Source organism: Dokdonella ginsengisoli, assembly GCF_042652785.1.
Taxonomy (GTDB): Bacteria; Pseudomonadota; Gammaproteobacteria; order Xanthomonadales; family Rhodanobacteraceae; genus Dokdonella_A; species Dokdonella_A ginsengisoli.
Genome location: NZ_JBHSHD010000017.1, coordinates 36,474 through 62,831, shown reverse-complemented (window position 1 = coordinate 62,831; position 26,358 = coordinate 36,474). Strand labels below are relative to the sequence as shown.

Annotated in this window: 21 protein-coding genes and 2 tRNA genes; 20 read left to right on the top strand and 3 right to left on the bottom strand. The window is 67.4% G+C overall.

Annotated elements, in window-relative coordinates; all coding sequences use genetic code 11:
* Positions 1 to 208: 208 nt before the first annotated feature.
* Positions 209 to 787 carry a superoxide dismutase gene (locus tag ACFO6Q_RS19270; RefSeq protein WP_380022784.1) on the bottom strand — a complete coding sequence of 193 codons (579 nt, stop codon included), beginning with the start codon at positions 785 to 787 and terminating at the stop codon, positions 209 to 211.
* Between the two features lie 216 nt (positions 788 to 1,003).
* Between ACFO6Q_RS19270 and grxD the strand changes: the two genes are divergently transcribed.
* The 7 genes from grxD to ppnN all read left to right on the top strand — a co-directional run bounded on the left by grxD (position 1,004) and on the right by ppnN (position 10,361).
* Positions 1,004 to 1,321: a Grx4 family monothiol glutaredoxin gene (gene grxD / locus ACFO6Q_RS19265; protein WP_380022783.1), complete on the top strand. Its 318-nt coding sequence runs from the start codon at positions 1,004 to 1,006 to the stop codon at positions 1,319 to 1,321.
* A 2-nt stretch (positions 1,322 to 1,323) separates the two neighbouring features.
* Entirely contained in the window at positions 1,324 to 2,094 is a 771-nt protein-coding gene (locus ACFO6Q_RS19260) for an SDR family NAD(P)-dependent oxidoreductase (protein WP_380022781.1), read from the top strand.
* Positions 2,095 to 2,201: 107 nt separating this feature from the next.
* The gene (locus ACFO6Q_RS19255) at positions 2,202 to 2,801 is read left to right on the top strand and encodes a MarC family protein (protein ID WP_380022780.1); all 600 of its coding nucleotides are present in this window, start codon (positions 2,202 to 2,204) and stop codon (positions 2,799 to 2,801) included.
* Between the two features lie 129 nt (positions 2,802 to 2,930).
* Positions 2,931 to 4,682 carry a bifunctional ornithine lipid synthase OlsF gene (gene olsF, locus ACFO6Q_RS19250; protein WP_380022779.1) on the top strand — a complete coding sequence of 584 codons (1,752 nt, stop codon included), beginning with the start codon at positions 2,931 to 2,933 and terminating at the stop codon, positions 4,680 to 4,682.
* 179 nt (positions 4,683 to 4,861) lie between these two features.
* Positions 4,862 to 8,092, top strand: coding sequence for a TonB-dependent receptor (locus ACFO6Q_RS19245; protein ID WP_380022777.1), 3,231 nt, complete (start codon positions 4,862 to 4,864; stop codon positions 8,090 to 8,092).
* Between the two features lie 124 nt (positions 8,093 to 8,216).
* Positions 8,217 to 8,783 (top strand): hypothetical protein, encoded by a 567-nt coding sequence (locus ACFO6Q_RS19240; RefSeq protein WP_380022776.1) that lies wholly within the window; start codon positions 8,217 to 8,219, stop codon positions 8,781 to 8,783.
* A 147-nt stretch (positions 8,784 to 8,930) separates the two neighbouring features.
* Positions 8,931 to 10,361 carry a nucleotide 5'-monophosphate nucleosidase PpnN gene (ppnN, locus tag ACFO6Q_RS19235; protein ID WP_380022775.1) on the top strand — a complete coding sequence of 477 codons (1,431 nt, stop codon included), beginning with the start codon at positions 8,931 to 8,933 and terminating at the stop codon, positions 10,359 to 10,361.
* A 372-nt stretch (positions 10,362 to 10,733) separates the two neighbouring features.
* On the opposite strand, the gene ACFO6Q_RS19230 is transcribed toward ppnN, so the two are convergent.
* Both ACFO6Q_RS19230 and ACFO6Q_RS19225 read right to left on the bottom strand, forming a co-directional pair.
* Positions 10,734 to 10,810: transfer RNA gene (locus tag ACFO6Q_RS19230), tRNA-Asn, on the bottom strand.
* Positions 10,811 to 10,869: 59 nt separating this feature from the next.
* A complete protein-coding gene (locus ACFO6Q_RS19225) occupies positions 10,870 to 11,427 on the bottom strand; it encodes a GspH/FimT family pseudopilin (RefSeq protein WP_380022773.1) in 558 nt (185 codons plus the stop codon).
* 154 nt (positions 11,428 to 11,581) lie between these two features.
* Between ACFO6Q_RS19225 and uvrB the strand changes: the two genes are divergently transcribed.
* The 13 genes from uvrB (at position 11,582) to ACFO6Q_RS19160 (ending at position 26,248) form a co-directional block, all read left to right on the top strand.
* Positions 11,582 to 13,609, top strand: coding sequence for an excinuclease ABC subunit UvrB (gene uvrB / locus ACFO6Q_RS19220; protein WP_380022771.1), 2,028 nt, complete (start codon positions 11,582 to 11,584; stop codon positions 13,607 to 13,609).
* A 128-nt stretch (positions 13,610 to 13,737) separates the two neighbouring features.
* The gene (locus ACFO6Q_RS19215) at positions 13,738 to 15,072 is read left to right on the top strand and encodes a sensor histidine kinase (RefSeq protein WP_380022770.1); all 1,335 of its coding nucleotides are present in this window, start codon (positions 13,738 to 13,740) and stop codon (positions 15,070 to 15,072) included.
* Positions 15,069 to 16,010 (top strand): response regulator, encoded by a 942-nt coding sequence (locus ACFO6Q_RS19210; protein ID WP_380022768.1) that lies wholly within the window; start codon positions 15,069 to 15,071, stop codon positions 16,008 to 16,010. The genes ACFO6Q_RS19215 and ACFO6Q_RS19210 overlap by 4 nt, the downstream gene beginning before the upstream one ends.
* 103 nt (positions 16,011 to 16,113) lie before the next feature.
* Positions 16,114 to 16,188: transfer RNA gene (locus tag ACFO6Q_RS19205), tRNA-Val, on the top strand.
* Between the two features lie 181 nt (positions 16,189 to 16,369).
* A complete protein-coding gene (locus ACFO6Q_RS19200) occupies positions 16,370 to 18,469 on the top strand; it encodes a TonB-dependent receptor plug domain-containing protein (RefSeq protein ID WP_380022767.1) in 2,100 nt (699 codons plus the stop codon).
* A 316-nt stretch (positions 18,470 to 18,785) separates the two neighbouring features.
* On the top strand, positions 18,786 to 20,690 hold the full coding sequence (gene thrS / locus ACFO6Q_RS19195; protein ID WP_380022765.1) for a threonine--tRNA ligase: 1,905 nt from the start codon (positions 18,786 to 18,788) through the stop codon (positions 20,688 to 20,690).
* A 42-nt stretch (positions 20,691 to 20,732) separates the two neighbouring features.
* On the top strand, positions 20,733 to 21,257 hold the full coding sequence (infC, locus tag ACFO6Q_RS19190) for a translation initiation factor IF-3 (protein ID WP_380022889.1): 525 nt from the start codon (positions 20,733 to 20,735) through the stop codon (positions 21,255 to 21,257).
* Positions 21,258 to 21,471: 214 nt separating this feature from the next.
* Positions 21,472 to 21,669 carry a 50S ribosomal protein L35 gene (gene rpmI / locus ACFO6Q_RS19185; protein ID WP_380022764.1) on the top strand — a complete coding sequence of 66 codons (198 nt, stop codon included), beginning with the start codon at positions 21,472 to 21,474 and terminating at the stop codon, positions 21,667 to 21,669.
* A gap of 12 nt (positions 21,670 to 21,681) precedes the next feature.
* The gene (rplT, locus tag ACFO6Q_RS19180) at positions 21,682 to 22,041 is read left to right on the top strand and encodes a 50S ribosomal protein L20 (protein WP_380022762.1); all 360 of its coding nucleotides are present in this window, start codon (positions 21,682 to 21,684) and stop codon (positions 22,039 to 22,041) included.
* A gap of 131 nt (positions 22,042 to 22,172) precedes the next feature.
* Positions 22,173 to 23,180, top strand: coding sequence for a phenylalanine--tRNA ligase subunit alpha (gene pheS, locus ACFO6Q_RS19175; protein ID WP_380022760.1), 1,008 nt, complete (start codon positions 22,173 to 22,175; stop codon positions 23,178 to 23,180).
* 57 nt (positions 23,181 to 23,237) lie between these two features.
* Positions 23,238 to 25,610 carry a phenylalanine--tRNA ligase subunit beta gene (gene pheT, locus ACFO6Q_RS19170; protein ID WP_380022759.1) on the top strand — a complete coding sequence of 791 codons (2,373 nt, stop codon included), beginning with the start codon at positions 23,238 to 23,240 and terminating at the stop codon, positions 25,608 to 25,610.
* 1 nt (position 25,611) lies between these two features.
* Entirely contained in the window at positions 25,612 to 25,914 is a 303-nt protein-coding gene (ihfA, locus tag ACFO6Q_RS19165) for an integration host factor subunit alpha (RefSeq protein ID WP_300621111.1), read from the top strand.
* Positions 25,892 to 26,248: a MerR family transcriptional regulator gene (locus ACFO6Q_RS19160; RefSeq protein WP_380022756.1), complete on the top strand. Its 357-nt coding sequence runs from the start codon at positions 25,892 to 25,894 to the stop codon at positions 26,246 to 26,248. The genes ihfA and ACFO6Q_RS19160 overlap by 23 nt, the downstream gene beginning before the upstream one ends.
* The last annotated feature ends 110 nt before the right edge of the window (positions 26,249 to 26,358 follow it).

The following is a 26,358-nucleotide window of genomic DNA, read 5'->3' as shown; positions in this document are numbered from 1 at the left end:
GTCGTTACAACAACGACGTCATGCCCGCGAATGCGGGCATCCATGGAACGGCAATTGGGATTCCCGCTTGCGCGGGAATGACGAACTTCCAAGCCTCTTCGCGAACTGCTGTCTCGCACAGGCGCGCAGAGAACGCAGAGTAGAAGATGGATCTTTTACCTCTGCGATCTCTGCGTCTCTGCGAGATTTCTTCTTTGCAACCGAACCGTCAGGCCATCTGGCTCGAAGCGAAGTCCCAGTTGACCAGATTCCAGAACGCCTCGACGTACTTCGGCCGCGCGTTGCGGTAGTCGATGTAGTAGGCGTGTTCCCACACGTCGCAGGTCAGCAGCGGACGGTCGGTGCCGGTGATCGGCGTGCCGGCGTTGGAGGTGCTGGCCAGCGCCAGGCCGCCGTCCGGACGCTGCACCAGCCAGCCCCAGCCGGAGCCGAAGGTGCCCACGCTGGTCTTGGTGAACTCGTCCTTGAACTGGGCGAAACCGCCGAAGGCCTTGTTGATCGCGTCGGCCAGGCGGCCGCTCGGCTCGCCGCCACCGTCGGGCTTGAGGCAGTTCCAGTAGAACGTGTGGTTCCAGATCTGTGCGGCATTGTTGAACATGCCGCCGGAGGACTTCTTGATGATCTCTTCCAGAGAAAGGTTCTCGAACTCGGTGCCCTTGATCTGGTTGTTGAGGTTGGTGACGTAGGTCTGGTGATGCTTGCCGTAGTGGTAGTCGATGGTTTCCGCGGAGATGTGCGGAGCCAGCGCATCGCGCGCCCAGGGAAGCGGGGGAAGTTCGATCGCCATGCGGGTTCTCCTTGCCGGTGGGTGAGGAAAGCGGGTCTTGCAGTCTAAGAGTCCGTTCACGATCTTCCAATAGCTCGAACCGGAGCCGTTCATCGGCGACACAAGAAGCTCGCGGCCGGACTGCGGTTGCATCCCGCTGCAGCGGCCGCATGTCGCCAGCTGGTAACATGCGCCCCATCGGCGCCGCCCGCGCCCGCACTTTTTCCGAGAGCCATCATGGACGTCATCGAACGCATCAAGTCCACCGTCGAATCGCAGCCGATCGTGCTGTTCATGAAGGGCACGCCGCAGTTCCCCATGTGCGGGTTCTCCAGCCGCACGGCGCAGGCGCTGAAGGCGGTTGGCGCGAGCTTCCATTCCGTCAACGTGCTGGAAGACCCGGAGATCCGCGCCAACCTGCCGCGCTATTCGAACTGGCCGACGTTCCCGCAGCTGTTCATCCATGGCGAACTGATCGGCGGCTGCGACATCACGCTCGAACTCTACGAGTCCGGCGAGCTGGAACGCTTGGTCCAGGACACGCAGAAGGCCTGATCGTGCTGCCTCTGGTGCCTTTCGCGGACGGCTCCGCGCCGCCCGCGGCGGATTCGCTGCGCGAACGCGTCGTGCTCGTCACCGGCGCCACCGGCGGTCTTGGCCGCACCACCGCTCTCGCGGCGGCGGCGGCCGGCGCGACGGTGGTCCTGCTCGGGCGCAAGGTCCGCCCGCTCGAACGCATCTACGACGAGATCGACGCACTCGGCGCGCCGAAACCGGCGATCTATCCGATGGACCTGGCCGGAGCGACGCCCAAGGATTTCGCCGACCTGGCCGCGGCGATCGAGCGCGGCTGCGGCCGGCTCGACGGGCTGGTGCATGCGGCGGCGCACTTCGACACCCTGCAGCCGTTCGAACAGCAGAGCCCCGAGGAATGGACGCGCGCCCAGCAGGTCAACCTGCACGCGCCGGCCCTGCTGACCCAGGCCTGCCTGCCGCTGCTGCGCCAGGCGCCGGACGCGGCCATCGTGTTCGTGTTCGACGACCTCGATCGCGTCGGCAAGGCGTTCTGGGGCGGGTACGGCGTGGCCAAGCACGCGCTGGCGGGGCTGGCCTCGATCCTGCACCAGGAAACCGAAAGCTCCGGCGTCCGTACGCACGCCCTGCTGCCCGGGCCGATGCGCACCGCGCTGCGCCGCGCGGCGTACTACGGCGAGAACACGCTGATCCACCCGGAGCCGGCCGTGGCGGCCGCCGCGGTGGTCCGGCTGCTCGGTCCCGGTGCGGCCGGACTGCGCGGCAAGGCGCTCGATCTGCGTCCGCCGGCCTGAGCCGGTAACATCATTCGAGCGAAGGCTCCACGCGCCGCCTCTAGAATGGCCCGGCGCGCCGCGCAGCGCGATCGCCGCATCGACACGGGGGACGAATGGGAAGTTCAATGAGCACGCTGTCCGCCGGCGTCCTGCTGTTCCTGATCATGGACCCGATGGGCAACATCCCGCTGTTCCTCAGCGTGCTGAAGTCCGTGCCGGCGGACCGGCGCATGTTCGTGATCGTGCGCGAGATGCTGATCGCGCTGGTCACGCTGTTCGCCTTCCTGTTCGGCGGGCAGTACCTCCTGCAGCTGATGCACCTGAAGCAGGAGTCGGTGTCGATCGCCGGCGGCATCATCCTGTTCATCATTGGACTGCGCATGATCTTCCCGCCGCAGCACGGCATCTTCGGCGGCGACGAGGCGGCCGAGCCGTTCATCGTTCCGCTGGCGATTCCGGCGGTGGCCGGGCCGTCGACGATCGCCGCCGTGATGCTGCTGGCCAACAGCGACCCCGGCCGCACGGTGGACTGGAGCCTGGCCCTGATCGTCGCCTGGCTGCTGACGGCCCTGATCCTGCTGTCCTCGACCTTCCTGTTCCGCATCCTCGGCGCGCGCGTGCTGACCGCGATGGAGCGTCTGATGGGCATGCTGCTGGTCGCGCTGTCCGTGCAGATGTTCCTCGATGGCCTGGTGGCGTATGTCAAACTTGCCGGCGTGCACTGACAAGCGCGCCGCTGGTCCGGTAGTGACGGCTGGCGGCCGGTCGGCCACCCGCGTCACATCGCGCAAGCGCGCAAAGTTGTTGTAATACGGGGGCGCTAGCGTGCTCCGGACGATCCGAGAGGTGGGGCCTTGATCAGCGTTGAACGCACGTTCTACGAGAAATTTCCGCGCCTGTCGGAAGGCCGCGCGCGCACGTTCTCGCAGCCGGTGGTCGGCTTGCTGCGCAAGATCGCTTGCGAGGAGCGCATCAACTCGCTTCTCAAGGGCGGGGAATCGCTGTCCGGATTCGATTTCCTCGAGTTCGTGCTGAACGACCTGAAGATCGGCTACGGCGTGGCCAACACCGATCGCGAGAACATCCCGGTCGAGGGCCGCGTCGTCATCGTCGCGAACCACCCGCTCGGCGCGATGGACGCGCTGACCCTGATCCAGCTGGTCGGCTCGGTGCGCCGCGACGTCAAGGTGCTCGCCAACGACGTGCTGATGAAGCTCGAGCCGCTCAAGCCGCTGTTCCTGCCGCTGCCGGTGTTCGGCAACGGCAGCGCGATGGCCGGCATGCGCGAGGCGTACCGCGCGCTGGAGCGCGAGGAGGCGGTGATCGTCTTCCCCTCCGGCGAGGTCTCGCGCATGAGTTCGAAAGGCGTGCGCGATCTGGAATGGTCGCCGGGCTTCGCGCGCCTGGCGCTCAAGACCGGTGCGCCGGTGCTGCCGGTGCACATCCAGGCGCGCAATTCGCCGGTGTTCTACGGCGTGTCGATGCTGGCCAAGCCGCTGGCGATGCTCCTGCTCGCGCGGGAAATGTTCGGCGCGGCGAATTCGCGCATCGACTTCCAGGTCGGCGAGATCGTGCCGACCTCGGCGCTGACGCGCTCGAACCTGGACGCCGCGCAGATCGCCACGCACATGCGCCGCCACGTCTACCGGCTGGCGCATCGGCGCCCGACCGTGTTTCCGACCTCCGCCGCCGTGGCGCATCCGGAGTCGCCGCTGGAGGTGCGCCGCGCGCTGCAGGCGGCCGAAGTGCTCGGCCGCACCAACGACGGCAAGCAGATCCTGCTGCTCGACGCGCGTCCCGACGATCCGGCCCTGCGCGAGATCGGCCGGCTGCGCGAACTGGCGTTCCGCCGCGTCGGCGAGGGCACCGGCGCGCGCCGCGACCTCGACCGCTACGACGCCTGGTACCGCCACGTCGTGCTCTGGGACGAGCAGGCGCTGGCGATCGTCGGCGCCTACCGGCTCGGCGAGGCCGGCACGATCCTGCGCGAGCGCGGCCTCGACGGCCTGTACTCGGCCAGCCTGTTCGACTACGCCCCCGAGGCGCAGGCCTTCCTGCCGGAGGCGGTCGAGCTGGGACGCAGCTTCGTGCAGCCCGCCTACTGGGGCTCGCGCAGCCTGGATTACCTGTGGCAGGGCATCGGCGCCTATCTGCGCAAGCGGCCCGAGGTCCGTTACCTGTTCGGCCCGGTCAGCCTGAGCGCCTCGCTGCCGCCGGAGGCGCGCGAATGGATCGTGCATTACCACGGCCACTATTTCCGCGACCACGAGCAGCTGGCGCAGGCTCGCAATCCTTTTGTCATCTCCAGGTCCATTGCCGATGCCGCGCACGCGGACTGGGCCGGGCGCTCGCCGGGCGAAGGCCTGAGCATCCTGAAGCAGCGTCTGGCCGACATGAAGGCGCAGCTGCCGACCCTGTACCGCCAGTACGCGGACCTGTGCGAGCCCGCCGGGGTGCGGTTCTTGGACTTCGGCGTCGATCCGGCCTTCGGCGGCTGCGTCGACGGGCTGGTGCGCCTGGATCTGGCGCATCTGCGGCCGATCAAGCGCGCCCGCTACATCGACGGGGCGCGCGGACCTGACGCGGCGCAGCAAAATCTGGCCTGACGTTACAAAACCGTCATCATTCGCTGTTAAACTGCAGTTAAGCCTTACCCGATGGGGGTTTCCGTCGGGTCGTTTCGGGGTAGCAAGAATCCATCGCTCGCCATAGGGGCTTCTGCGGGAAGCCTCGGGTGGCGGCTTTTGTGTCCGCAATCTTCAGATGCAGTGAGGGACTAGCAGCAATGAACAAGCCACTTCGGATGCGGCTCCTGCCGTTCGCCATCGCCTCGCTTTGCGCGGTTTCCAGCGCGTTTGCGCAGAACACATCGTCGTCCATCGCCGGCCGCGTGGTCGACGCCGCCGGCAAGCCGATCGTCGGCGCCAGCGTCGAAATCATCCACGTGCCGTCGGGCAGCTCCCGTACGGTGCTGACCGATGCCGACGGCCGCTACTCCGCGCAGGGTCTGCGCGTCGGCGGTCCGTTCGAGGTCAAGGCCTCCGGCGACCACGGCGAGAAGGCCGATCAGGGCGACGTCTACCTGAAGCTGGCCGAGGAAACCACGCTGAACCTGACCGCCGGGGGCAGCGGTGGTGGCGACGCGACCGAGCTGGCGGGCCTGACCGTCACCGCGGCGGCGCCGGGCGCGGTCTTCCAGGCCGACAACAAGGGCCTGAGCACGAACGTCTCGCAGCGCGAACTGAAGCTGATCCCGAATCCGGGTCGCTCGATCCAGGACATCGCGCGCCTGAATCCGAACATCAACCTGACCAACAAGGGCCGCGGCGAAATCTCCGCGCTCGGTCAGAACAGCCGCTACAACAACATCACGATCGATGGCGTCGCGACGAACGACTCGTTCGGCCTCGAGCCGAACGGCCTGCCGTCGCTGAACCAGCCGCTGTCGTTCGACGCGATCGAGGAATACAACATCTCGACCGCGAACTTCGACGTGACCAACAAGCGTGCGGTCGGCGCCAACATCAACATCGTGACGAAGTCGGGCACCAACGACTTCCACGGCAGCGCCTATTACGCGTACACCAACGCGAAGGACCTGACCAGCGACGAGCCGGCCGAATTCACCGGCTACGACGCGAAGAAGACCTACGGCGCCACGCTCGGCGGTCCGATCATCAAGGACACGCTGTTCTTCTTCCTGAGCTACGAAGAATCCAAGACCCTGGCGCCGGCGCCGGACTTCGGTCCGATCGGCTCGGGCCGCGGCAACATCGTCAACATCTCGCAGGACGACCTCGACCGCATCGTCGACATCGCCAACGGCTACGGCATGAAGCCGGGTGACCTGAACGCGTCGAATGCGGACCAGGAAAACAAGCTCTGGCTCGGCAAGCTGGACTGGAACATCGCCGACGGCCACCGCGCCAGCTTCCGCTACTCCAAGACCAAGAGCGAACAGCCGCTCTTCAACTCGCCCAGCCGCACGCGCCTGAACCTGTCCAGCAACTGGTACACGCAGAACCGCAATCTCGAGAACTACGTCCTGAACCTGTACGACGACTGGACCGATACGTTCTCGACCGAGGCGTCGTTCTCGTGGTCGAAGTACGACTCGACGCCGACCACGCTGGCGCAGCAGCCGCAGGTGCGCATCGCGCTCGGTCCGAACAATTCGAGCACGGCGGTCTACCTCGGTGAGGACGAGTTCCGTCACTACAACGTGCTCGGCGTGAAGACGCTGTCCGGCTTCCTCGCCGGCAACTGGTTCCTCGGCGACCACACGATCAAGATCGGTGCCGACTTCCAGCGCGACAAGTTCTTCAACCTGTTCGGCCGCACCGAATTCGGCGCCTACGAGTTCAACAGCATCGACGATTTCGCCGCGGGCAACTATTCGCGCTTCTCGCTGTACCGGCCGACCAACGGCGACATCAACAGCATCGCCGCGCAGTTCCGCCTCGACCAGTGGGGCCTGTTCGCGCAGGACACCTGGCAGATCACCCCGCAGCTCTCGCTGCAGTACGGCCTGCGCTGGGACATCCCGCGCGTGCCGGACCGCCCGGTCGCCAATGAGCGGTTCCGCAACGCGTTCGGCTACTCGAACCAGGGCACGATCAACGGCAACGGCGTGCTCGAGCCGCGCATGTCGTTCAACTACGATTTCGACACCGAGCGCAAGACGCAGCTGCGCGGCGGCATCGGCATCGTGCAGGGCGTGACGCCGGCGGTGTGGCTGGCCAATCCGTTCACCAACAACGGCATCACGCTGCAGACGTTCGACATCCGTCCGCCGTCCGGACAGTCTTCGCAGTGCTGCTTCAATCCGGATCCGTTCACGCAGGATCCGCCCGGCAGCGCCGGCGCGCAGCAGACTGTCGACGTCGTCGACAAGGACATGAAGCTGCCGACCGCGCTGAAGATCGGCCTCGCCTTCGACCGCGAGCTGCCGTGGTGGGGCCTGATCGGTACGGTCGAGTTCGCCCACGTCGGCGTGCGCAACGCGATCCAGTACAACGCGATCAACCTCGGACCGGGCAACGGCTTCCTGCCGGACGGGCGCATCAACTACTGGACCAATGCCGGCCTGAATCCGGCCAACTTCCTGGACCGCAACGGCAATCCGGTCGGCTCCAACAGCCCGACGGGCTACTCCGCGAACCAGCGCGCCGGCAACAATCCGGGCTTCGGCGCCAGCTCGACCTACCTGACCAACACGCGCAAGGGCGAGTCGAACTACCTGACCCTGTCGCTGCGCAAGCCGTACTCGGAAAACTGGTTCGGCACGATGGCGCTGACCTACGGCCGCTCGACCGAAGTGAATCCGGGCACGTCGAGCCAGGCGTTCAGCAACTACAACAGCCGTCCGACGTACAACCCGAACGAGGACGTCGCGCGTCGTTCGAACTACGACATCCGTCTGCGCTTCCTGACCGCGCTGACCTGGCAGCACAAGTTCTTCGGTGACTACACGACCAGCGTCTCGGGCGTGTGGAACATCAACTCGGGTCAGCCCTACACCTGGACCTTCGCCAACGACATGAACGGCGACGGCATCCGCGGCAACGACGTGTTCTACGTGCCGCGTCCGGGCGACGTGAGCTTCACGCCGGGCACGACGCAGGCGCAGATCGACCAGTTCTACGCCTTCATCAAGGGCAACGACTATCTGCGCAACCACCAGGGCGGCGTGGTTTCGCGCAACGGTGCGACGTCGTCCTGGGTCAACCAGTTCGACATGAGCTTCGTGCAGGAAGTACCGGGCCTGTTCGCCGGCAACAAGGGCGAGATCCGCTTCGACTTCTTCAACATCGGCAACATGCTGAACAAGAAGTGGGGCCAGATCTACAACCCGAACTTCCCGTACAACCGCTCGCTGGCAAACTTCGCCGGTGTCGGACCGGACGGCAAGTACATCTACAACCTGACCGATCCGAAGTCGATCGCGCAGACGAAGCAGGACGACAACGCCCAGTCGCGCTGGTCGGTGCTGGTGACCCTGCGCTACACGTTCTGACGGGACATTCCCGCGGTTCGAGAACGGCCGGCCTTGCGCCGGCCGTTTTTTTTTCCCAAAAAATTATTTAATGTAATTCTGGATACGATCGAAATCGGCAATCAATTGACGCGAGTGGGCCGGGTTGGTAGAACGGTTCACCGAAAGTGCCTTACTTTCGGCAATTCATTTATTTTTCCGAATATTGAAACCGGAGGGTAATATGAAGGCATTATCTGCTTCACTTGCATTGCTGATTTGTGGTTTTGCGGATGTTGCGTACGGCGCATCCTGGACCACCACCGGACGCAGTGAATACTGGGTGGACGAATACGGCTACTCCTACACGAACCAGTGCGCTCCTCCCTATTCGGGTACCGGCCAGCCTCCCTGTCCGACGGACGCGGCCAGGGGCTGGGTGCAGAATTCGGATGCCGCGCTCGGCAACATCTATCAGCAGATCGGTAGTTGCAATACGAGGCAAAACGGAGAGTGCGGCGGATTTGCCTACGCCATAGGCGGCGTGGCCAGTCAGGGACAGGTGGCGGGCTCGTGTTCCGTCGTTGGGGCTTTTGCCGTCAACGTCGACTATCGCAGGTACATGTACTATCTCGGCTCCTGCAGTCCATCCTTGCCGCCGGACCCCGCGACCTGCCCAAATGACGCAGTTGAAGGCGCCTCCTATCAGGCCATCGAGCTTCAATGCCGATAACGCAAGATTCCGGATTCGCCCAGTGTCGAGTGTGCAAACGGCCGAGATTCCTTCGGCCGTTTCTTTTTCGGACTTGACCGAAAGGGCTGCAGATGGCATTGCTAGCAGTCCCATGCGGCGCCAGCCGCCATCGCGAAGGAATATCACATGAGCACGGAGCCGGGTTCGACCACCGAACCGAAACCGATCAGGCACGCGGAGCCGACACCCGCGGCGACCGCCAGCGCGCGCATCTCGCCGGCGGCCGGCGGTCTCGACGTGCTGTCGCGTCACGAAGTCGCGCGGCTGCGCGACGCCGGCGCGGGCGGCCTGCACGAGCTGCTGCGCCGCTGCGCGCTGGCCGTGCTGACCCAGGGCACGGCCAGCGACGACGCGCGCGCCCTGCTCGAGCGCTATCCGGACTTCGACATCCAGATCCTGCAGCAGGACCGCGGCATCAAGCTGGAGCTGAAGCACGCGCCGGCCGAGGCCTTCGTCGACGGCCAGGTCATCCGCGGCGTCAACGAGCTGCTGTTCGCGGTTGTGCGCGACATCGTCTATGTCGCGATGCAGATCGAGGCGGGCGGCTTCGAGCTGGACGATTCGCCGGGCATCACCCACGCGGTGTTCGAGATCCTGCGCAACGCGCGTGTGCTGCGCCCGAACGTCGATCCGAACCTGGTGGTCTGCTGGGGCGGCCACTCGATCAATCGCGAGGAATATCTCTACACCAAGCGCGTGGGCTACGAGCTGGGCCTGCGTGCGCTCGACATCTGCACCGGCTGCGGCCCCGGCGCGATGAAGGGACCGATGAAGGGCGCGACGATCGCTCACGCGAAGCAGCGCCGCCGGACGAACCGCTACATCGGCATCACCGAGCCCGGCATCATCGCGGCCGAGTCGCCGAACCCGATCGTCAACCACCTGGTGATCATGCCGGACATCGAGAAGCGCCTGGAGGCCTTCGTCCGCATCGCGCACTCGATCATCGTCTTCCCGGGCGGCGTCGGCACGGCCGAGGAAATCCTCTACCTGCTCGGCATCCTGCTGCACCCGGACAACGCGAGCCTGCCGTTCCCGCTGATCTTCACCGGTCCGCGCGAATCGGCCGCCTATTTCGAGCAGATCGACCGCTTCCTGCGCCTGGCGCTCGGCGACGAAGTGGCGCGGCACTACAGGATCGTCGTCGACGATCCGCGCGAGGTCGCGCGCCAGGTCCGCAAGGGCGTCGAGCGCGTGCGGCAGTACCGCCTCGACAACAAGGACGCCTTCTTCTTCAACTGGGCCCTGAACATCGAGCGCGAGTTCCAGCTGCCGTTCCAGCCCACGCATGCGGCGATGGCCGCGCTGAACCTGCATCGCGAACAGCCGCCGCACCGGCTGGCCGCCGACCTGCGCCGCGCGTTCTCGGGCATCGTCGCCGGCAACGTCAAGGAGGAGGGCATGCGCGCGATCGAGAAGTACGGCGTGTTCGAGATCAACGGCGACCGCGAGATCATGCAGGCGCTGGACGCGCTGCTCGCCAGCTTCGTCGCGCAGCAGCGCATGAAGCTGCCCGGTTCGCGCTACGTGCCGTGCTACCGGATCCACGCCGGCTGATCGACGTCGTGTCGGGGCGCGGGAATTCCTGCGTCCGGATGGGCGGCGGCGGACGAGGCGAGGGAAGGTCGGAGCCTGGTGCGCCGGCTTCGTGCCGGCGAGAATTGGCCATCCTTGGCGACCCCGCCGTCCCGCCTGGCTGCACTTCTCACGAAGGACGACCGCGGCCGGCAAGCGTCAACGGGGAGGGAGATCGGCCTGCCGCGGCCGAGACCCAAGCTATGGGCCATGGCGGGCAGTTCAATGGCTGCCCCGCGACGATTTCGATGAAGAAGAATTTAGGTGCGCGGGCTCGCCCGGCGTGCCGGCTCCCTGCGACGATCGGGAACGAAAAAGGGCCGCATCGCTGCGGCCCTTTTTGCGTTTCGAAGATGGCGCCCGAAGTTGGACTCGAACCAACGACCCCCTGATTAACAGTCAAGTGCTCTAACCAGCTGAGCTATTCGGGCGAGCCGCGTATTTTGTTGACAGTGCGGGCGCGCGTCAAGATCCCGTCGCGAACCGGGCCTCAGCCGGCGGCGCGCAGGCAGGCTTCGGCCTGCTCCGGCGTCGGTGCGCCGTTGCGCGTCCGGCCGGCGTTGCTGACCACCAGCTGCAGGGCGGCCTGCGCGCCGGCGGCGCGGTCGCAGATCGTCAGGCTGAGGTTGGACCCGCCGGCCGTGCCGTCGGGTTGGAAATCCACGTCGAGCCGGCCGCCGGAGGTGACGATCGCGACGCCGTCGGGTAGTGCCTGGGTGGCCACGACCAGCGGCTCGTCGGCGGAGCGTTCGCCGTCGCGGTCGGCGTCGACGAAGGCGATCCAGCCGTGCTGCCAGCGTGTCGTGCGGTCGCAGCCGTCCTGTCCCTCGCTCGGGCAGGCGACGACGTGCATGCCGCGCGAGACGGAGGCCAGCCGGCCCTGGCTGAGGCTCGCGTTCAGCGCGCTGCGCGCGGCGCGAACGTGGGTGCGGCCGACCAGCGTGGCGTAGGACGGCGCGGCGAGGGTGAGCAGGACGGCGAGGATGGCGACCGCCATCAGCAGTTCGATCAGGGTGAATCCTTTCCGGCGAAGCATGGATTTGCGCATGGCGAGCCTCCAGATCGGGACTCCGGCATCCTAGGAGCCGCCTTCGCCCCGGACGATGGCCGGACGCCGGTATCCGCCGTAGGAAATCCGCCCTCGCGCTCGTCGGAGCCGGTCGGGGGCGGCCGCTATAATCGAAGACCGACACGGAGTTCCGATGTCCGAACGTTTCCAGCTCGCCGCGCCGTTCAAGCCATCCGGCGACCAGCCGGGCGCGATCGCCCGCCTGCACGAAGGCTTCGACGCAGGCCTCGCGCAGCAGACGCTGCTCGGCGTGACCGGTTCGGGCAAGACCTTCACCATCGCCAACCTGGTCGAGCGCATCCAGAAGCCGACCCTGGTGATGGCGCCGAACAAGACGCTGGCGGCCCAGCTGTACGGCGAGTTCAAGGAGTTCTTCCCGAACAACGCGGTCGAGTACTTCGTCAGCTACTACGACTACTACCAGCCGGAAGCCTACGTTCCGTCGAGCGACACCTACATCGAGAAGGATTCCTCGATCAACGAGCACATCGAGCAGATGCGCCTGTCGGCGACCAAGACGCTGCTGTCGCGGCCGGACGCGCTGATCGTCGCGACCGTGTCGGCGATCTACGGCCTCGGTGACCCCGAGGACTACCTGTCGATGCGCCTGATCCTGGCGCGCGGCGAGCACACCGACCAGCGCAAGCTGATCCGGCACCTGACCGAGCTGCAATACACGCGCGGCGACATGGACCTGCGCCGCGGCAGCTACCGCGTGCGCGGCGAGGTCATCGACGTGTTCCCGGCCGAGTCCGAGACCGAGGCCCTGCGCATCGAGCTGTTCGACGGCGAGATCGAGAACCTCAGTGTGTTCGATCCGCTGACCGGCACGACCGTACGCAAGGTGCCGCGCTACGTGGTCTACCCCAAGACGCACTACGCGACCACGCGCGACCGCGTGCTGCACGCGATCGACACGATCAAGGCCGAGCTGAAGGACCGCCTGGACTATCTCTACAAGGCGAACAAGCTGGTCGAGGCGCAGCGGCTGGAGCAGCGCACGCGCTTCGACGTCGAGATGATGGCCGAGGTCGGTTACTGCAACGGCATCGAGAACTACTCGCGCCACCTGACCGGACGCGCGCCGGGCGAGCCGCCGCCGACGCTGTTCGACTACCTGCCGCCGGACGCGCTGCTGGTGGTCGACGAATCGCACGTGACCGTGCCGCAGATCGGCGCGATGTACAAGGGCGACCGCTCGCGCAAGGAGACACTGGTCGAGTTCGGCTTCCGCCTGCCGTCGGCGCTGGACAACCGGCCGCTGCGCTTCCACGAGTGGGAGGAGCGGATGCCGCGCACGGTGTTCGTCTCCGCCACGCCCGGCCCGTACGAGAAGGACAAGTCCGGCGGCAACGTCGTCGAGCTGGTGGTGCGGCCGACCGGCCTGATCGATCCGCGCGTCGAGGTGCGCCCGGCGCGCACCCAGGTCGACGACCTGCTGTCCGAGGCGAACGCGCGTATCGCCCAGGGCGACCGCGTGCTGGTCACGACGCTGACCAAGCGCATGGCCGAGAACCTCACCGAATACCTCGAAGAACACGGCGTGCGGGTGCGCTACCTGCATTCGGACATCGAAACGGTCGAGCGCGTGGAGATCCTGCGCGACCTGCGCCTGGGCAAGTTCGACGTGCTGGTCGGCATCAACCTGCTGCGCGAAGGCCTGGACATGCCCGAGGTGTCGCTGGTGGCGATCCTCGACGCCGACAAGGAAGGCTTCCTGCGCTCCACCGGCTCGCTGATCCAGACCATCGGCCGCGCCGCGCGCAACCTGCGCGGCACGGCGATCCTGTACGCCGATCAGGTCACGCGCTCGATGCGGGCGGCGATCGAGGAGACCGACCGCCGCCGCGCCAAGCAGGTCGAGTACAACCGCGAGCACGGCATCACGCCGAAGTCGGTGGTGCGCAAGATCACCGACGTCATGGAGGGCGCGCGCGCCGAGGGGGCGGCCGAGCGCGGCCGCGGCCGTACCGCGCCGGCGGCGCGCAAGGTCGCCGAGCCGGCCGCCGACTATCGCACGCTGTCGCCGGAACAGATCGCGGCGAAGATCCGGCAGCTCGAGGCGCAGATGTACAAGCACGCGCAGAACCTGGAGTTCGAGGACGCCGCGCGCCTGCGCGACGAGATCCACAAGATCCGCGAGCAGGGCCTGATCGGCTGAGGGCGGCCGCCGGAGAAGGCGTCGCGTGCGGCAGTCACGGATCTGTCGCGCGCGCCGGCTAGGCTTGGCCGCTGCCCCTGTAAGTTGCGTCGCCTGCGCATGGGCGCCGCGCCGCGAAGTCCAGCACGATGAATCCAGCCCTCACGACGCGCGCCCGCGCGCCGGGTGCCGCCGCGCCGACGGACCTGCAGCCGCTGCTGCTGCAGACCGCGCCGGTCGAGACGCAGACCAGCGTGCTGGACGTCGCGCGCCTGTTCCTCGATCCGCGACACGGCGGCCTGCTCAGTCTCGCCGTCGTCGACGCGGCGCGGCCGATCGGTTCGATCAGCCGCTACGAACTCATGCGCGTGTTCCTGATGCCCTACGGGCGCGAGCTGTACGGACGCCGCCCGATCACGGCGCTGATGAACGCGCAGCCGCTGGTGCTTTCGCTGGCCACGCCGCTGGACCAGGCGGCGCGCGCGATCGCCACGCACATCCGCAGCCCGATCACCGACGACTTCGTGCTGGTCGACGCCGACGGCTGCTATCTCGGCACCGGCCTCGTGCTCGACGTGCTGCGCGCGGTGGAAGGGCGCCTGACCGACCGCGGCAGCGAGCTGGAGCGCGCCTACGCGCGGCTCAAGTCCTCGCAGCTGCAGCTCGTGCAGTCGGAGAAGATGGCCTCGCTCGGCCAGATGGTCGCCGGCCTCGTGCACGAGATCAACACGCCGCTCGGCTACGTGCGCAACAACGTCGAGATGACGCGCGGCGCGCTCGGCGACGCGGCGCAGCTGGTCGCCGCCCAGCAGGCCGTCATCGACGTGCTGACCGGCGCGGCCGAGCCGAGCGCCGATCTCGAGATGCACATGGCGCAGATCGAGGAGCTGCGCCCGCGCATCGACACCGCCGCGCTCGGCGACCTGTGCGACCTGCTCGACGACACCCTGCACGGCGTCGGCCAGATCGGCGACCTGGTGTCGAACCTGAAGGACTTCAGCCGCCTGGACCAGTCCGGCCTGCAGAAGGCCGACGTCAACAAGCTCGTCGACAGCGCGCTGAAGATCGTGCAGCACCTGCTGCGCAAGCGCGAGGTCGCGGTCGTGCGCGAAGCCGGCGAGCTGCCGCAGATCGAGTGCGCGCCGGCGCGGATCAACCAGGTGCTGCTGAACCTGCTCAGCAACGCGATCCAGGCGATCGAGCACGAGCGCGGACGCATCGTCGTGCGCACGCAGGTGCTGGACGGCCGCGTGCTGATCCTGGTCGAGGACAACGGCAAGGGCATCGCGGCCGAGCATCTGGCGCGCATCTTCGACCCGTTCTTCACCACCAAGCCGGTCGGGCAGGGCACCGGCATGGGGCTGGCGATCTCGCACCAGATCGTCGAACAGCACGGCGGCATGATCCGCGTGGCGTCCAGGCCCGGCGTCGGCACGCGCTTCCTGGTCGTGCTGCCGGTCGACGGACGCGGGAAACGCTCATGACCGACGCGCTGCCGAGCGTGCTGTTCGTCGACGACGAGGAGCGCGTGCTGCGTTCGCTGCGCATGCTGTTCCGCGGCCGCTGCGAGATCCTCGCCACCACCTCCGGCCGCGAGGCGATCGACTGGGTACGGCAGCGGCGCATCCACGTGGTGGTCAGCGACCAGCGCATGCCCGGCGTGACCGGCGTGGAGGTGCTGCGCGCGGTCGCCGAGCACTCGCCGGCGACGATGCGCGTGCTGCTGACCGGCTATGCGGACATGGACTCGGTCGCCGCCTCGGTCAACGAGGGCGAGATCTACCGTTTCGTGGAGAAGCCGTGGAACGGGCCGTATCTGCTCGACGTGGTCGAGCAGGCCGCGCGCGTGGCGATGCGCGACTTCGCCGCGGCGCAGGCGCGCGCCGCGGTCGTGCCGGCGCCGGTGGAGGCAGCGTCGGTCATCGCCGCGCGCGTGGTCGTGCTCGACGACGGCGGCGCGATCGCCGCCCAGGTGCGCGAGCTGCTGCCCGCAGCGGTGCACGTCGACCACGCGCGCACCCTCGAAGAAGCGCTCTCGGTGCTCGCCGAGCACGACGTCGCGGTCGTCGTCGCGCAGCTGTCGAGCACGCACGGCGACGTCGCCGATGCGCTCAAGCGCCTCAAGCGCCTGCGCCCGGCGACCCTGGCGATCGTGGTCTCGCCGCTGCGCGACAGCCGTCTGGTGATCGGGCTGATCAACGAGGGCCAGATCTTCCGTTTCCTGCTGCAGCCGCCGGTGCGCGAGCTGCTGCGCCGCGGCCTGACCGCCGCGCTGGAGCGCCACGCCGAGCTGCGGGCGAACGCGGGCCTGCAGCACCGCTACGGCGTGGAACCGCTGCGCGGCGAGCCGTCCGGCGTGCCGGGCCGGCTGCTGCAGGTCTGGCGGCGCATCCGCGAGGCCGCGGTCGCGCGGATCGGCTGAGACCGGCCGAAAGGACCTTCCGGCGGCGGGGATTTGCGCAAAACCGGGTCGTGCGGCTTGTGCCGCGGCGGCGACTCGGTTAGGCTTCGCGCCCCCATTCCAGGGGCGGTTAGCTCAGCGGTAGAGCACTACCTTGACATGGTAGGGGTCACAGGTTCGATCCCTGTACCGCCCACCACCTTGAACGTGGCGAAACGGCGTGACCTTGCGGTCGCGCCGTTTTTCGTTGGGCGCTCGGCGGCTGGCGCAGGCTTTGCGACGCTTGGGTCAATAGGCTGATTTATCATCCGTCTAAAGGCTGAATTCATCTCATTCCCCGCCCCGCATACTGGACGGATATCCGTACCGGGGAGAGGTCGATGCGTCGTTCCTTGTTCGCTTGTCTGATGGCGGCGGCCGCCGCGCCCGTGGGCGCCGACGAGGTGACCGCCAGCGAGCCGGCGGCGGAGGCGGAAGCGCGCCGCCGCAAGGACGCCGGCGGGGAAGCGATCGCGCTGCAGCAGGTGCAGGTCACGGCGACGCGGCGCCCGGAGAGCGGCTTCGACGTTTCCAGCGGCGTCACCGTGGTCGGTCCCGACGAGATCGCCGCGCGCGCCCCGCAGACCGTGGCCGACTACCTGCGCGGCCAGCCCGGCGCCTTCGTGCAGTCGACCACGCCGGGGCAGGCGATCCCGATCGTGCGCGGCCTGAAGGGCTCGGAGGTTCTGCACATGGTCGACGGCTTCCGCCTGAACACCGCGTTCTTCCGCAATTCGCCGAACCAGTACTTCGCCCTGGTCGACGCGCAGAACGTCGAGCGCGTCGAGGTCGTGCGCGGACCGTCGTCGACGCTGTACGGATCGGACGCGATGGGCGGCGTGGTGCAGGTGATCACGCCGGAGCAGCGCTTCGACGGCGACGGATGGGGCGGGCGCGGGCATTTCCGCACCCAGCTCGCCAGCGGCGACCTGTCCAAGCTGGCCCGCGTCGACGGTGCCGCCGGCCGGCAGGATTTCTCGATCTCCGGCGGCGTCACCTGGCAGGACGTCGGCGAGCGCCGGCGCGGCGACGGCCCGCGCCTGCCGCACACGCAGTTCCGTGCCTGGGCGGCCGACACCAAGCTGATCTGGAACCTTGCGCCCGAACACGAGCTGATGTTCAACGCGCAGTACCTGAAGCAGCCCAAGACGCCGCGTTTCGACGAGCTGGTGCCCGGCTTCCATCAGGAAACGGCCAATTCGGACGAGTTCTATTTCGAGCCGAACGACCGCCTGTTCGCCCATGCGCGTTACCGCTGGAACGCGATGAACGTGGCGTTCGACACCGCCGAGCTGCACCTGGGCTACCAGGAGATCAACGACGACCGCCGCAGCCGCGGCGCCGGCAGCGCGAACCGCGACTTGGAGCAGAACCGCGACCGTCTGCGCGGCTTCACCGGCAGCTTCACCAAGCAGATCGGCGCGCATGCGCTGGCCTACGGCTTCGAAGCGTACTGGGACACGGTCGACAGCCGCCGCACGCGCGTGAACGTGGACAGCGGCGCGGCCTCGACGCGCGCGCCGCGCTTCCCGGACGGCTCGACCATGGACAGCTTCGCGCTGTACCTCGACGACAGCATCGAGCTGGCGCCGCGCTGGCAGCTCGACCTCGGCGCGCGCTACAGCCGCTTCGAGATCGAACTGCCGGCGAACGGCGGCATCGGCTCCAAGCTCGATCCCGACGACGTGACCGGCAACGCCGGCCTGACCTTCAAGGCCACCGACACGCTGCATCTGGTGACCAATCTCGGCCGCGGTTTCCGTGCGCCGAACATCTTCGACCTGGGCGTGTTCGGCGACCGCCCCGGCGGCCGTTTCGCCATTCCCAATGCCGACCTGAAGCCGGAAACCGTGGTCACCTGGGACGTCGGCGTCAAGTACGACACGCCGGGCTTCCAGGCCGAGGCGTTCCTGTGGCGCTCGAACTACAAGGACAAGATCACCTCGGTGGACATCGGCGAGGACGAGGAGGGTCGCATCCTCGTGCAGAACCGCAACGTCACCGAGCTGAAGCTGTGGGGCGCGGAGATCGGCGCGCGCTGGACGGTCAACGAGGCGCTGACTGCGTACGGCGTGCTGAACCTCACGCGCGGCGAGGAGGAATACACCGGCGATCGCTACGACGCGGACCGCATTCCGCCGCTGAACGGGCGGCTCGGTGTCGAGTGGCGCGTGGCGCCGCACTGGGACGTCGAGGCCTGGGCACTGTATGCCGCGCGCCAGGACCGCCTGAGCCCGCGCGATCTGGAAGACCCGCGCGTGAATCCGGCCGGCACGGCGGGCTGGAACACCTGGAACGTGCGCGTCGGCTGGGATTTCGCGCCGGGCGCGACGCTCGGGCTGCGCCTGGAGAACCTCGCCGATCGCCGCTACCGCGAACACGGTTCGGGGCTGGACGAAGTCGGCCGCAGCGCCGTTCTGACGCTCGACTGGCGCTTCTGACATTCGCGTTGACAGCGTTCGCCGGCTGCTCTAGTTTTGCCGGCGTTCTTCGGCTCTGCCCAACGAGGTGGCCCGCGGGTAACCGCCGGCCGAGCGTGCGACATGTCGACGCGAACTTTCCGACGCTGAAATCCGATTCGCCGACGTCGCTCGAAAAGGCGCCGCAGCGCCTTTTTTGTTGCCAGGAACACCCGTGCCGCGTCGTTCCGGCGAAAGCCGGAATCCCTCGTGACGTCCGCTTCGAGAGGCGGCGAGCGAGAGGGATCCCGGCTTCCGCCGCGACGACGGGCGAAGGCACCAAGCTGGAATCTCCACCATGATCAACATCACCCTTCCCGACGGCAGCCAGCGCCAGTTCGACCATCCGGTCACGGTCGCCGAGGTCGCCGCGTCGATCGGCGCCGGGCTCGCCAAGGCCGCGCTGGCCGGCAAGGTCGACGGACGCCTGGTCGACGCCGGCTACCGCATCGACTACGACGCCGACCTGGCGATCGTCACCGACAAGAGCCCTGAAGCGCTCGACATCCTGCGTCACTCGACCGCGCACCTGCTCGCGCAGGCGACGCAGCGGCTGTTCCCCGACACGCAGGTCACGATCGGCCCGGTGATCGAAAACGGCTTCTACTACGACTTCGCGCGCAAGACCGCCTTCACGCCGGAGGACCTCGAGAAGATCGAGGCCGAGATGCAGAAGATCGTCGCCGAGAACCTGCCGGTGACGCGATCGGTCATGTCGCGCGACGAGGCGGTGAAGTTCTTCCGCGACAAGCACGAGGAGTACAAGGCGCAGATCATCGAGTCGATTCCGGCCAACGAGGAGCTGTCGCTGTACTCGCAGGGCGAGTTCGTCGACCTGTGCCGCGGCCCGCACGTGCCGAACACGAACAAGCTGCGCGCGTTCAAGCTGATGAAGGTCGCCGGCGCCTACTGGCGCGGCGATTCCAACAACGAGATGCTCCAGCGCGTCTACGGCACGGCCTGGCTCAACGACAAGGACCTGAAGGCGTACCTCACGCAGCTGGAGGAGGCCGAGAAGCGCGACCACCGCAAGATCGGCAAGGCGCTCGACCTGTTCCACGTGCAGGAGGAAGGCCCCGGCCTGGTGTTCTGGCACCCGAAGGGCTGGGCGATCTGGCAGGTGGTCGAGCAGCACATGCGCCGCGTCTACCGCGAGTCCGGCTACCAGGAAGTGCGCTGCCCGCAGGTGCTGGACGTGTCGCTGTGGCAGAAGTCCGGCCACTGGGACAACTACAAGGAGAACATGTTCTTCACCGAATCGGAGAAGCGCACGTACGCCTTGAAGCCGATGAACTGCCCCGGCCACGTGCAGATCTTCAACCACGGCCTGCACAGCTACCGCGACCTGCCGATCCGCTACGGCGAGTTCGGCGCCTGCCACCGCAACGAGCCGTCCGGCGCGCTGCACGGCATCCTGCGCGTGCGCGGCTTCACCCAGGACGACGGGCACATCTTCTGCACCGAGGACCAGATCGAGGCCGAGGTGACGGCGTTCCATCGCCAGGCGCTGAAGGTGTACGAGGATTTCGGCTTCGCCGACATCCAGATCAAGATCGCCCTGCGCCCCGAGCCGCGGCTGGGCGACGACGCCACCTGGGACAAGGCCGAGAACGCGCTGCGTTCGGCGCTGAGCGCCTGCGGGGTCGAATGGCAGGAGCTGCCCGGCGAGGGCGCCTTCTACGGCCCGAAGATCGAGTACCACCTGCGCGACGCGATCGGCCGTACCTGGCAGCTCGGCACGATGCAGGTCGATTTCATGATGCCGGGGCGCCTGGGCGCCGAATACGTCGACGAGCACAGCCAGCGCCGCCAGCCGGTCATGCTGCACCGGGCCATCGTCGGCTCGATGGAGCGTTTCATCGGCATCCTGATCGAGCACCATGCCGGCCAGTTCCCGGCCTGGCTGGCGCCGACCCAGGCGGTGGTCATGAACATTACCGACGCGCAGGCCGATTTCGTGAGCGAAGTCGCGCAAACCCTTGTCTCGCAAGGTTTCCGGGTCGAGGCGGATTTGCGCAACGAGAAAATCGGCTATAAAATCCGCCAACACACGTTGGACAAGGTCCCCTATCTCCTGGTCGTCGGCGACCGGGAAAAGGAGGCGGGGGCCGTCGCCGTGCGTACTCGCGCAGGCGAGGATCTGGGGTCCATGCCGATCACCAGCTTCGCTGCACGCCTGAAGTCCGAGGGCGAGCGGGCCTGACCCCGCCCGTCCCGGGAAACGTTTCTCCAAGAGGATTCGCATATCGCCACCGACAGCAAGCCGAACCGCAGGAACCTGGAAATCCGCGTTCCGCGAGTTCGCGTCATCGGAGCAGAAGGAGAGCAGGTCGGCATCCTGTCGCGCGACGAAGCGCTGGCCATGGCCCAGGAAGCCGGTCTGGATCTGGTCGAGATCCAGCCCAACGGCGATCCGCCGGTGTGCCGGATCATGGACTTCGGCAAGTTCAAGTTCGAGACGCAGAAGAAAGCGCACGCGGCCAAGAAGAAGCAGAAGCAGCAGGAAATCAAGGAACTGAAGTTCCGCCCGACCACGGACGTCGGCGATTACGCGATCAAGTTGCGCAATCTGCGGCGGTTCCTGGAGGAAGGCGACAAGGTCAAGATCACGATCCGCTTCCGCGGTCGCGAGATGGCCCATCAGGAGCTGGGACGGGCGATGGTCGACAAGATCTCGGCCGACATCGTCGAGGAGGCGGTGATCGAACAGTACCCGCGCATGGAAGGGCGCCTGATGGTCATGATGATCGCGCCGAAGAAGAAGCAGTAACCGTTTTTCCTCTCCCGCTCGCGGGAGAGAAAAGGTGAGGGACCTCCTGCGGGAACCCTCATCCGCCCCTTTGGGGCACCTTCTCCCTTGATCGGGAGAAGACCATCAAGGAGGCCGCTTCGCGCGGCTCAACACAAACCGGAACGAGCAGGACGGAAAGCGTGGCGAAGGCCACCGCTCGGACCAGTAACGAAAATCAACGAAGGAAGTAGTCATGCCCAAGATGAAGACCAACCGGGCCGCTGCCAAGCGGTTCCGCAAGACCGCGTCCGGCAAGTTCAAGTGCGGCCACGCGTTCAAGAGCCACATCCTGACGAAGAAGGCGACCAAGCGTAAGCGCGGTCTGCGTGCCACCAACCATGTGCGCAAGGAAGACGCCGGCCGCGTCTCGCGCATGCTGCCGTACAGCTAAGGAGAAGCAGCCATGGCACGAGTCAAGCGCGGCGTCATCGCCCACCGTCGTCACAAGAAGATCCTCGGCAAGGCCAAGGGTTACTACAACGCGCGCCGCAAGGTTTTCCGCGTCGCCAAGCAGGCCGTCACCAAGGCGCACCAGTACGCCTACATCGGCCGCAAGCAGAAGAAGCGCAATTTCCGTGCGCTGTGGATCGTCCGCATCAACGCGGGCGCCCGCCAGTTCGGCCTGTCCTACAGCCGCCTGATGAACGGCCTGAAGAAGGCCGGCATCACGCTCGACCGCAAGGTGCTGGCCGACATCGCCGTGCACGACATCAAGGCGTTCGGCGCCCTGGCGGAGAAGGCCAAGGCCAGCCTGGCGGCGTAGTCGCGGCGCCCGGTTCCGGGCGCACGGACCGAAGGTTCCTGCGAGGCGAAGCCGTGCAGGGACCGGAAGATACGCGGGGAGGAGGCCGAGCCTCCTCCCCGTTTTTTTTGTGATTCATTCGGAAATCGCCGATGGATGTGTTGCACGATCCCCAACAATCGATCGACCGGATCGCCGCCGCCGATTCGCTCGAGTCGCTCGATGCGCTGCGCGTCGCCCTGCTCGGCAAGAACGGTGCGGTCACCGCCGCGCTGAAGGCGCTGGGCGCACTGCCCGCCGAGGAGCGCAAGGCGCGCGGAGCCGAGGTCAATCGCGCCAAGGAGCGGCTCGCCGAAGCGATCGCGCTGCGCAAGGCCGCGCTCGAGCAGGTCGAACTCGACCGCCGGCTGGCTTCCGAGCGCGTCGACGTGAGCCTGCCCGGCCGCCGCGCCGAACGCGGCAGCCTGCATCCGCTGACGCGCGCGCTCGACCGCATCGTCTCGATCTTCGCGCGGCTCGGCTACGACGTCGCCGACGGCCCCGAGATCGAGGACGACTGGCACAACTTCGGCGCGCTGAACTTCCCGCCGGACCACCCCGCGCGCACCATGCACGACACGTTCTGGTTCGAGCCGGACCGGAACGGGATCGCCCGCCTGCTGCGCACGCACACCTCGCCGGTGCAGATCCGCTCTGCCAAGGGCCGCACGCCGCCGATCCGCATCATCGCGCCGGGCAAGGTCTACCGCTCCGATTCGGATCAGACCCACTCGCCGATGTTCCACCAGGTCGAAGGCCTGCTGATCGACGAGACCTCGACGATGGCGGACCTGAAGGGCACGCTGCGCGAATTCCTGCGCGCGTTCTTCGATCGCGACTTCACGATGATGTTCAAGCCGACGTTCTTCCCGTTCGTCGAGCCCGGCGCCGACGTGGTGATCCGCTGGGAGCTTCCCGACGGCGGCTCGCGCTGGCTGGAAGTGCTCGGCTGCGGCATGGTGCATCCGGAAGTTTTGCGCAACTGCGGCATCGATCCGGAGCGCTACACCGGCTTCGCCTTCGGCATGGGCGTGGAGCGCCTGGCGATGCTGCGCTACGGCGTCACCGACCTGCGCGCGTTCTTCGAGAACGACGTGCGCTTCCTCCGGCAGTTTGCCTAGTCCAGTGTCGCCGCTCCCGCCCAGCGGGAACCACGAGCAGAGAAGAAGATTTCCTCGATGAAGATTTCAGAGAACTGGCTCCGCGAACGGGTGCCGCTGCAGGCCGACCGCGCCACGCTGGCGGAACGCTTCGACATGATCGGCCACGAGGTCGAGAGCATCGAGCCGCTCGGCGCGCAGCTCGACGGCGTCGTCGTCGCGCGGATCGTCACCTGCGCGAAGCATCCCGAAGCCGACCGCCTGCAGGTGTGCGAGGTCGACGCCGGCGGCCAGACGCTGCAGATCGTCTGCGGCGCGCCGAACGCGCGTCCCGGATTGAAGGCGCCCCTGGCCAAGGTCGGCGCGCAGGTCGGCACGCTTTCGATCAAGGCGGCCAAGCTGCGCGGCGTCGAGTCGTTCGGCATGCTGTGCTCGGCGAAGGAGCTGGGTCTGGACGCCGACGCCTCCGGCCTGCTCGAGCTGCCGGACGACGCGCCGGTCGGCACACCGCTGGCCGACTATCTCGGGCTGCCCGACGCGGTGTTCGATCTCGGCCTGACTCCCAACCGCGCCGATTGTCTTTCGCTGGAAGGCCTGGCCAGGGACGTCGCGGCCGCCTTCGACGTGCCGTTCGCGCCGCTGGCGATCGAGGCCGTGCCGGCGCAGTCCGACCGCCGCATCGAGATCCGCCTGGACGCACCGGCCGACTGCCCGCGCTACTGCGGCCGCTACATCACCGGGCTCGACGCCGCGGCACAGACGCCGCCGTGGATGCGCGAGCGCCTGCGCCGCAGCGGCCTGCGTCCGATCAGCCTGCTGGTGGACGTGACCAACTACGTGATGCTGGAACTCGGCCAGCCGCTGCACGCCTTCGACGCCGACACGCTGCACGGACCGATCGGCGTGCGCCGCGCGCGCGCCGGCGAGACGCTGCGCCTGCTCGACGAGCGCGAGGTTGCGCTGGACGGGCAGTTCCTCGCCATCACCGATGCCGATCGCCCGATCGCCCTGGCCGGGCTGATGGGCGGCTGGGACACGCGCATCGGCGCCGCGACCAGGAACGTCTTCCTCGAAGCGGCGCATTTCGCTCCGTCCGCGCTGGCCGGCCGCGCGCGCAGGCTCAGCATGCACACCGACGCCGCCCACCGCTTCGAGCGCGGCGTCGACCCGGAACTGCCGCGTCGCGCGCTCGAACGCGCCGCGCGCCTGATCGTGGAGGCCGGCGGCGGCGAGGTCGGTCCGATCCTCGAAGCGGTGTCCGCTGCACACCTGCCGGCGCGTGCGCCGGTGCGCCTGCGCCGCGCGCGCATCGAGCGCGTGCTCGGCATCCGGGTGCCGGACGCCGAAGTCGAACGCATCCTCGCTGCCCTGGGCATGACGGTCCGCGCCGACGCGGAAGGCTGGAGCGCGACGCCGCCGAGCGCGCGCTTCGACATCGCGATCGAGGAGGATCTGATCGAGGAAGTGGCGCGCATCCACGGTTACGAGCGCATTCCCGACCGCGCGCCGAGCGGCGAGCTGGTCGGTCCGTCGCTGCGCGAGGATCGCGTCGGCCTGGCCGCGCTGCGCGAGCAGCTGGCCGCCCGCGGCTATCTCGAGGCGATCACCTTCGCTTTCGTCGAAGGCGCGCAGCTCGCGGCCTGGAACCTGGCCGAGGACTCGATCGCGCTGTCCAATCCGCTCTCCGCCGAGCTGTCGGTGATGCGCACCAGCCTGCTGCCCGGACTGGTGGCGGCGCTGGCCGCCAACCGCAGCCGCCAGCAGGTGCGCGTGCGCCTGTTCGAAACCGGCCGGGCGTACTTCGCCGGAGCCGAGGGGCCGCGCGAGGTGGCGCGCATCGCCGGCGTCGCCTGCGGCGGCGCGGTCGCCGAGCAGTGGGGCGAAGCGGCGCGCGCGCTCGACTTCTTCGACGTCAAGGGCGACGTCGAGTCGCTGTTCGCGTTGAGCGGAAGCGAGCGGGAGTTCTCGTTCGAACCGGCCACGCAGCCTTGGCTGCATCCGGGCCAGAGCGCGGCGATCCTGCGCGACGGCCGCACGCTTGGCCACGTCGGGGCGCTGCATCCGAACCTGGCCCGGACGCTGGATCTCGGCGGCGACGTGTACGCCTTCGAGCTGGACGTCGACGCGCTGGCCGTCCGCGCGGTGCCGTCCGCGCAGCCGCTGTCGCGCTTCCCGTCCGTGCGGCGCGACCTGTCCTTCGAGCTGCCGGAGGAGGTGCCCTACGCCGAGGTCGAGAAGGCGATCCGGGCCGCCGTTGGCGAAACTTTGACGGACATCGTGCTATTCGATCGCTACGCCGGCGCCAATCTAGGATCGGGTGTCAAAAGTCTCGCTATGGGCTTGATTTTGCAGGATCGTTACCGCACGCTTACGGACCCGGATGCCGATCGCTGCGTGGCTCTCGCCGTTGCCGCGCTGGAGTCCGGTTGCAAGGCCAGGTTGCGAGGATAGGATGGCGCTGACGAAGGCGGAGATGGCCGAACGTCTGTTTCTGGACGTGGGGCTCAACAAGCGCGAAGCCAAAGAGTTCGTCGACGCGTTCTTCGAGGTCGTGCGCGACGCGCTCGAGAAAGGGGAGCAGGTGAAGCTGTCGGGTTTCGGCAATTTCGACCTGCGATTCAAAAATCAGCGTCCTGGGCGCAACCCCAAGACCGGTGAGGAGATTCCGATCTCCGCCCGGCGCGTGGTGACGTTCCGTCCGGGGCAGAAACTCAAGGTCCGGGTCGAAGCCTATGCTGGATCAGGGCAGCAATAGCGAACTGCCGGTCATACCGGCCAAACGCTATTTCACGATCGGCGAGGTCAGCGAGCTGTGCGGCGTGAAGCCGCACGTGCTGCGCTACTGGGAGCAGGAGTTCCCGAACCTCAAGCCGGTCAAGCGGCGCGGCAATCGCCGGTACTATCAGCGCCACGACGTGCTGATGATCCGGCAGATCCGCTCGCTCCTGTACGACCAGGGTTTCACCATCACCGGCGCGCGCCAGCGGCTGGAAGGGTCCCAGGCCAAGGTCGAATCGACGATCTCGCACCAGATCGTGCGCCAGGTGCGCATGGAGCTGGAGGAAGTGCTGCAGATCCTGCGCCGCTGACGCCTTTCGAGAATGCGCTCTCTCGTGCGCTCCGCGCTCGCATGTGCCCTGATCTTGGCGGTCGGCCCCGGTACCGTGGCGGCCAGTGCGCCGACCACGGCCGAAGAGTG

Excerpts from the sequence above, each read along its gene's own strand:
- ACFO6Q_RS19270 (WP_380022784.1), bottom strand. The coding sequence starts at position 787 with ATGGCGATCGAACTTCCCCCGCTTCCCTGGGCGCGCGATGCGCTGGCT.
- grxD (WP_380022783.1), top strand. The coding sequence starts at position 1,004 with ATGGACGTCATCGAACGCATCAAGTCCACCGTCGAATCGCAGCCGATC.
- ACFO6Q_RS19255 (WP_380022780.1), top strand. The coding sequence starts at position 2,202 with ATGAGCACGCTGTCCGCCGGCGTCCTGCTGTTCCTGATCATGGACCCG.
- ACFO6Q_RS19245 (WP_380022777.1), top strand. The coding sequence starts at position 4,862 with ATGAACAAGCCACTTCGGATGCGGCTCCTGCCGTTCGCCATCGCCTCG.
- ppnN (WP_380022775.1), top strand. The coding sequence starts at position 8,931 with ATGAGCACGGAGCCGGGTTCGACCACCGAACCGAAACCGATCAGGCAC.
- ACFO6Q_RS19225 (WP_380022773.1), bottom strand. The coding sequence starts at position 11,427 with ATGCGCAAATCCATGCTTCGCCGGAAAGGATTCACCCTGATCGAACTG.
- uvrB (WP_380022771.1), top strand. The coding sequence starts at position 11,582 with ATGTCCGAACGTTTCCAGCTCGCCGCGCCGTTCAAGCCATCCGGCGAC.
- ACFO6Q_RS19215 (WP_380022770.1), top strand. The coding sequence starts at position 13,738 with ATGAATCCAGCCCTCACGACGCGCGCCCGCGCGCCGGGTGCCGCCGCG.
- ACFO6Q_RS19210 (WP_380022768.1), top strand. The coding sequence starts at position 15,069 with ATGACCGACGCGCTGCCGAGCGTGCTGTTCGTCGACGACGAGGAGCGC.
- ACFO6Q_RS19200 (WP_380022767.1), top strand. The coding sequence starts at position 16,370 with ATGCGTCGTTCCTTGTTCGCTTGTCTGATGGCGGCGGCCGCCGCGCCC.
- thrS (WP_380022765.1), top strand. The coding sequence starts at position 18,786 with ATGATCAACATCACCCTTCCCGACGGCAGCCAGCGCCAGTTCGACCAT.
- rpmI (WP_380022764.1), top strand. The coding sequence starts at position 21,472 with ATGCCCAAGATGAAGACCAACCGGGCCGCTGCCAAGCGGTTCCGCAAG.
- rplT (WP_380022762.1), top strand. The coding sequence starts at position 21,682 with ATGGCACGAGTCAAGCGCGGCGTCATCGCCCACCGTCGTCACAAGAAG.
- pheS (WP_380022760.1), top strand. The coding sequence starts at position 22,173 with ATGGATGTGTTGCACGATCCCCAACAATCGATCGACCGGATCGCCGCC.
- pheT (WP_380022759.1), top strand. The coding sequence starts at position 23,238 with ATGAAGATTTCAGAGAACTGGCTCCGCGAACGGGTGCCGCTGCAGGCC.
- ihfA (WP_300621111.1), top strand. The coding sequence starts at position 25,612 with ATGGCGCTGACGAAGGCGGAGATGGCCGAACGTCTGTTTCTGGACGTG.
- ACFO6Q_RS19160 (WP_380022756.1), top strand. The coding sequence starts at position 25,892 with ATGCTGGATCAGGGCAGCAATAGCGAACTGCCGGTCATACCGGCCAAA.